The 6,331-nt window shown below is 70.7% G+C and carries 4 protein-coding genes and 1 pseudogene; 4 read left to right on the forward strand and 1 reads right to left on the reverse strand.

What is annotated here, in order from left to right:
- The first annotated feature begins 2 nt into the window (after window positions 1-2).
- The 4 genes from ABZ567_RS16695 (at window position 3) to ABZ567_RS16710 (ending at window position 5,935) form a co-directional block, all read left to right on the forward strand.
- Window positions 3-599 carry a (2Fe-2S)-binding protein gene (locus ABZ567_RS16695; protein ID WP_360789815.1) on the forward strand — a complete coding sequence of 199 codons (597 nt, stop codon included), beginning with the start codon at window positions 3-5 and terminating at the stop codon, window positions 597-599.
- Window positions 600-601: 2 nt separating this feature from the next.
- On the forward strand, window positions 602-3,001 hold the full coding sequence (locus ABZ567_RS16700) for a molybdopterin cofactor-binding domain-containing protein (RefSeq protein ID WP_360789818.1): 2,400 nt from the start codon (window positions 602-604) through the stop codon (window positions 2,999-3,001).
- A gap of 276 nt (window positions 3,002-3,277) precedes the next feature.
- The gene (locus ABZ567_RS16705) at window positions 3,278-4,753 is read left to right on the forward strand and encodes an NCS2 family permease (RefSeq protein WP_360789820.1); all 1,476 of its coding nucleotides are present in this window, start codon (window positions 3,278-3,280) and stop codon (window positions 4,751-4,753) included.
- Between the two features lie 45 nt (window positions 4,754-4,798).
- Complete coding sequence (locus tag ABZ567_RS16710; protein WP_360789823.1) at window positions 4,799-5,935, forward strand: XdhC/CoxI family protein; 1,137 nt, start codon at window positions 4,799-4,801, stop codon at window positions 5,933-5,935.
- 129 nt (window positions 5,936-6,064) lie between these two features.
- Here the strand turns inward: ABZ567_RS16710 and ABZ567_RS16715 are convergent.
- Window positions 6,065-6,331: pseudogene (locus tag ABZ567_RS16715) on the reverse strand (sugar kinase); the annotation flags it as partial.

A 6,331-nucleotide genomic window follows, 5' to 3' on the forward strand; every position in this document is an offset into this window, starting at 1 on the left:
CCATGCGCGTCAATTTCACGGTCAACGGACGTCCGCAGGAAGCCGACGACGTCTGGGAGGGCGAATCCCTCCTCTACGTTCTGCGTGAGCGTCTGGGTCTGCCCGGCTCCAAGAACGCCTGCGAGCAGGGCGAGTGCGGTTCCTGCACGGTCCGCCTCGACGGAGTGCCGGTCTGTTCCTGTCTGGTCGCCGCCGGTCAGGCCGAGGGCCGCGACGTCGTCACGGTCGAGGGCCTGGCGGAGTTCGCCAAGCAGCGCGAGGAGCACGGTGGTTGCGCCTCCGGCGCCTGCGGCACGTCGATCGACGCCGCCAAGAAGTGGGAGGCCAAGCCAGGTCAGGACTCCCAGACCGGCGAGGGCGTCGAACTGAGCCCCATCCAGCAGGCGTTCATCGACGCCGGCGCCGTCCAGTGCGGTTTCTGCACCCCCGGGCTGCTGGTCGCGGCCGACGAGATGCTGGAGCGCAACCCGTCCCCGACGGACGCGGACATCCGCGAAGCCCTCTCCGGCAACCTCTGCCGCTGCACGGGTTACGAGAAGATCCTCGACGCGGTCCGCCTCGCGGCCACGCGCCAGGAACGTCAGGGAGAGGCGGTCTGACGATGGCTCAGAACACACGTACCGTTCCGGCGGGTACGCCCACCGAGGTCACCCAGAAGCACGTCAAGGGCGGCGTCGGCGAGTCCACCCTCCGCCCGGACGGCACCCTCAAGGTCACCGGCGAGTTCGCGTACTCCTCGGACATGTGGCACGAGGACATGCTGTGGGGCCAGATCCTGCGCTCCACCGTCGCGCACGCCGAGATCGTGTCCATCGACACCTCGGAGGCCCTCACGATGGACGGCGTCTACGCCGTCCTGACCGCCGACGACCTGCCGGCGGCGAAGAACTACGGCATGGAGTTCCAGGACACCCCGGTCCTCGCGTACGGCAAGGTCCGTCACCACGGGGAGCCGGTCGCCCTCGTGGCCGCCGACCACCCGGAGACCGCCCGCCGCGCCGCCGCCAAGATCAGGATCGAGTACCGCGAGCTCCCGCTCATCACGGACGAGGCCTCGGCCGTCGCCCCCGACGCGATCCTGGTCCACGAGAACCGCGACGACCACCACTCCGGTCACGTCCCGCACCCCAACATCGTGCACCGCCAGCCGATCATCCGCGGCAACGCCGACGAGGCCGCCAAGAAGGCCGACGTCATCGTCCGGGGCGAGTACACCTTCGGCATGCAGGATCAGGCCTTCCTCGGCCCGGAGTCCGGTCTCGCCGTGCCCGCCGAGGACGGCGGCGTCGACCTGTACGTCGCCACCCAGTGGCTGCACTCGGACCTCAAGCAGATCGCCCCCTGCCTCGGCCTGCCCGAGGAGAAGATCCGCATGACGATGGCGGGCGTCGGCGGTGCGTTCGGCGGCCGCGAGGACATCTCCATGCAGATCCTCGCCTCCGTCCTCGCGCTGCGCACGGGCAAGCCGGTCAAGATGGTCTACAACCGGTACGAGTCCTTCTTCGGGCACGTCCACCGGCACCCGGCGAAGCTCTACTACGAGCACGGCGCCACCAAGGACGGCAAGCTCACCCACCTGAAGTGCAAGATCGTGCTCGACGGCGGCGCCTACGCGTCGTCCACGGCCTCGGTCGTCGGCAACGCCGCCTCCCTCTCCGTCGGCCCGTACGTCGTCGAGGACGTCGAGATCGAGGCGATCGGCCTCTACACCAACAACCCGCCCTGCGGCGCCATGCGCGGCTTCGGCGCGGTCCAGGCGTGCTTCGCGTACGAGGCGCAGATGGACAAGGTGGCGGCCAAGCTGGGCATGGACCCGGTCGAGTTCCGGCAGCTCAACGCCATGGAGCAGGGCACCATCATGCCGACCGGGCAGCTGGTCGACTCGCCCGCCCCGGTCGCCGAACTCCTTCGCCTGGTCAAGGCCCGCCCGATGCCGCCGGAGCGCCAGTGGGAGACCGCGGGCGAGGGTGCGGACGTCCGCGCGCTCCCGGGCGGCCTCTCCAACACCTCGCACGGCGAGGGTGTGGTGCGGGGCGTCGGCTACGCCGTCGGCATCAAGAACGTCGGCTTCTCCGAGGGCTTCGACGACTACTCGACCGCCAGGATCCGCATGGAGGTCATCAACGGCGAGCCCGTCGCCACGGTCCACACCGCCGCGGCGGAGGTCGGCCAGGGCGGTGTCACCATCCACGCGCAGATCGCCCGTACCGAGCTCGGCGTCCAGCAGGTCACCATCCAGCCCGCCGACACCCAGGTCGGATCGGCCGGTTCGACCTCCGCGGGCCGCCAGACGTACATGACCGGCGGCGCCATCAAGAACTCCTGCGGGCTCGTCCGCGAGAAGGTCCTGGAGATCGGCCGGCGCAAGTTCGGCTCGTACCACCCGGCGTGGGCCACCGCCGAACTCCTCCTGGAGGGCGGCAAGGTCGTCACCGACGGCGGCGAGGCCCTCGCCACCATCGCGGACGTCCTCGAGGACCAGGCCGTGGAGGTCGAGGAGGAGTGGCGGCACCGCCCCACCCAGGCCTTCGACCTCGTCACCGGCCAGGGCAACGGCCATGTCCAGTACGCCTTCGCCGCGCACCGCGCGGTGGTGGAGGTGGACACCGAGCTCGGCCTGGTCAAGGTCATCGAGCTGGCCTGCGCGCAGGACGTCGGCAAGGCGGTCAACCCCCTCTCCGTCGTCGGCCAGATCCAGGGTGGCACCACCCAGGGCCTGGGCGTCGCGGTGATGGAGGAGATCATCGTCGACCCGAAGACCGCGAAGGTGCGCAACCCCTCCTTCACGGACTACCTGATCCCCACCATCCTCGACACGCCGACCATCCCGGTCGACTACCTCGAGCTGGCGGACCCGAACGCCCCGTACGGAGTACGCGGCATCGGTGAGGCCCCGACCCTGTCGTCGACCCCGGCCGTCCTCGCGGCGATCCGGGCCGCGACGGGCCTGGAGCTCAACAAGACGCCGGTCCGCCCCGAGGCGCTCACCGGCACCCTGTAGGACTCTCCGGGCGGTACGTGCCTCCCAGGAACGTCACACTTCCCCGCCCGTACCGCCCGGAGTACACCCCAGCACCACCGGCAACACCCGCAGTACACGTCACATCAGCACCACCAGCACCACCCGTAGTACCGCAGAACCGATTCATTCCGTTCGCCTCGGGCCGTCCCCCGGGTCGTGCAGCCCACGCAGCATCCCAAATCCCGCAGCTTCACCAGATCAGAAGCCCTTCGAAGTCTGACGCGGGTGCCCCTTTGAACCTTGGGAGTAGGCCCCATGACCCAGTCGTCTGTGGAGCCCAAGACCGCTTCGGAGGACGCGGGCTCCGGCTCCAACGTCCCCGCCGGCCGCTCTTGGCTCGACCGGTACTTTCACATCTCGGAGAGAGGATCCTCCGTCGCGACGGAGATCCGCGGCGGCGTCACCACCTTCATGGCGATGGCGTACATTCTCCTGCTCAACCCCCTGATCCTCGGCGGCAAGGATGTCGCGGGCAACGTACTCAGCCAGCCCGCCCTCATCACCGCGACCGCGCTCGCCGCCGCCGTGACCACTCTCCTGATGGGCTTCTGGGGCAAGGTCCCGCTCGCCCTCGCGGCCGGTCTCAGTGTCTCCGGCGTCCTGTCCTCGCAGGTCATCGCCGTCATGACCTGGCCGCAGGCGATGGCCATGTGTGTGGCCTACGGTGTCATCATCTGTCTCCTGGTGGTCACCGGCCTCCGCGAGATGATCATGAACGCGATCCCGCTGGCGATCAAGCACGCGATCACCATCGGCATCGGCCTCTTCATCGCGATCATCGGCTTCGTCAAGGCCGGCTTCGTCCACGAGAACCCCGCCCCGGGCGGCGGTCCCGTCTCCCTCGGCCCCGCCGGTGAACTCATGGGCTGGCCGGTCCTCATCTTCGCCGTCACCCTGCTGCTGACCTTCGCGCTGCAGGCCCGCAACGTCCCCGGTGCCATCCTCATCGGCATCGTCGCGGGCACCGCCGTCGCCATGGTCGTCAACGCCGTGGCCGACATCCCCGCCAAGGGCGCGGGCGCCTGGTTCGCCGGTGCGCCGGAGCTCGACGGCAGCGCCGTCTCCGCGCCGGACTTCTCGCTCATCGGCGAGGTGTCCTTCAGCGGCTGGGGCGACGTCGGCTACATCACGATCACCATGATCGTCTTCACCCTGGTCCTGGCCGGCTTCTTCGACGCGATGGCCACCATCATCGGCGTCGGCTCCGAGGCCAACCTCGCCGACGACAAGGGCCGCATGCCGGGCCTGTCCAAGGCCCTGTTCATCGACGGCGCCGGCGGTGTCATCGGTGGTGTAGGCGGCGGCTCGGGCCAGACCGTCTTCGTCGAGTCGGCCACCGGCGTCGGCGAGGGTGCCCGTACGGGCCTCTCGTCCGTCGTCACCGGCGCCTTCTTCGCCCTCTGCCTGTTCTTCACCCCGCTCACCGCGATCGTGCCGGCCGAGGTCGCCTCCGCCGCCCTGGTCGTCATCGGCGCGATGATGATGCAGAACGCCAAGCACGTCGACTGGAGCGACCGCTCCGTGGCGATCCCGGTGTTCCTCACCGTGGTCCTGATGCCCTTCACGTACACCATCACCACGGGTGTCGCGGCCGGTGTCATCTCCTACGCCGTGATCAAGGTGGCGCAGGGCAGGGCCCGCGAGGTGGGTGCCTTCATGTGGGGCCTCACCGCGATCTTCGTCGTGTACTTCGCGATCCACCCGATCGAGAGCTGGCTCGGCGTCGGCTGACGCCACCCCCGCCGCCCTCCGCACACCTTCCAGAGGAGAACCGAGATGCTGGACATCGCCGAAGAGCTCAACCGGTGGGTCGAGCAGGGACGCGACTTCGCCGTGGCCACCGTGGTGGCCGTCGGCGGGAGCGCGCCACGGCAGCCGGGTGCCGCACTCGCCGTCGACGGCGAGGGCACGGCGATCGGCTCGGTCTCCGGAGGGTGTGTGGAGGGCGCGGTCTACGACCTGTGCACGCAGGCCCTCGACGACGGCAGGACCGTCGTCGAGCGCTTCGGCTACAGCGACGAGGACGCCTTCGCGGTCGGTCTGACCTGCGGCGGCATCATCGACATCCTCGTCACCCCGGTCCGCGGCGGGGTCTTCCCCGCCGCGCTCACGGCCGCCGCGGCGGGGGAAGCGGCGGCCCTGGCCCGGATCGTCTCCGGCCCCGAGGGCCTCATGGGCCGGGCCCTCCTGGTCCGCCCCGACGGCTCGTACGAGGGGAAGCTCGGCGGCCACCCCCAGCTGGACCGCAGCGCGGCGGGCGAGGCCCGCGCGATGCTGGACGCGGGGCGCACCGGCACGGTGGAGATCGGCGAGGACGGCAGCCGCTGCGGACAGCCGCTGACACTCCTGGTGGAGTCCTCCGTCCCCGCCCCCCGCATGATCGTCTTCGGCGCCATCGACTTCGCCGCCGCCCTCGTCCGGGTCGGCAAGTTCCTCGGCTACCACGTCACCGTGTGCGACGCGCGGCCGGTCTTCGCGACGCGGGCCCGCTTCCCCGAGGCCGACGAGGTCGTCGTCGAATGGCCCCACCGCTACCTGGAGTCCACGGAGACCGACGGCCGGACCGTCCTCTGCGTCCTCACCCACGACGCCAAGTTCGACGTCCCCCTCCTCCAGGCCGCCCTGAAGCTTCCCGTCGCCTACGTGGGTGCGATGGGCTCCCGCCGCACCCACGAGGACCGCAACAAGCGCCTCCGCGAGGTGGGCGTCACCGAACTCGAACTGGCCCGTCTGCGCTCCCCGATCGGCCTCGACCTCGGCGCCCGTACGCCGGAGGAGACGGCCCTCTCCATCGGCGCCGAGATCGTCGCCAACCGCCGCGGCGGCACCGGCCGCTCCCTCACCGGCGCCCACACCCCGATCCACCACGACGTGCCCCGCGAACCGGCCGGACGGATAGGTTCCGTCGCATAGCCGCATAGCCGCATAGCCGCATAGCCGCACAGTGGCGCAGCCGCACCGTCGCGCGGCCGTGCGCGCCCTCGTCGGCACCGGCTCGCCCGCTCGGCCGAGGCGACGGCGCCCGACAGGTGACGCGCGAGGTCAGTGCGCCGCCCTCTCCCGTACGGTCGAGGTCCAGGCCGGCTGCTCCTCGGCGGTCTCCGGCTCGGCCCTCCGGCCGCCCCGGGCGAAGAAGTCCGCCAGCGGCAGGATCGCCGCGCCGACCGTGACCGCGTCGGGGCCCAGCCTGCCGAGGCCGATGTCGACCCGGGCCGCCGGGTACGTGAGGGCGTACTCCTTGGCGTAGCCCGTGACCGTGGCCAGGAAGCGGGTGCCGAGCTGGAGGCCCGCCCAGCCGCCGACGAGGAT

Source organism: Streptomyces sp. NPDC016459 (assembly GCF_040632845.1).
Lineage (GTDB): Bacteria > Actinomycetota > Actinomycetes > Streptomycetales > Streptomycetaceae > Streptomyces.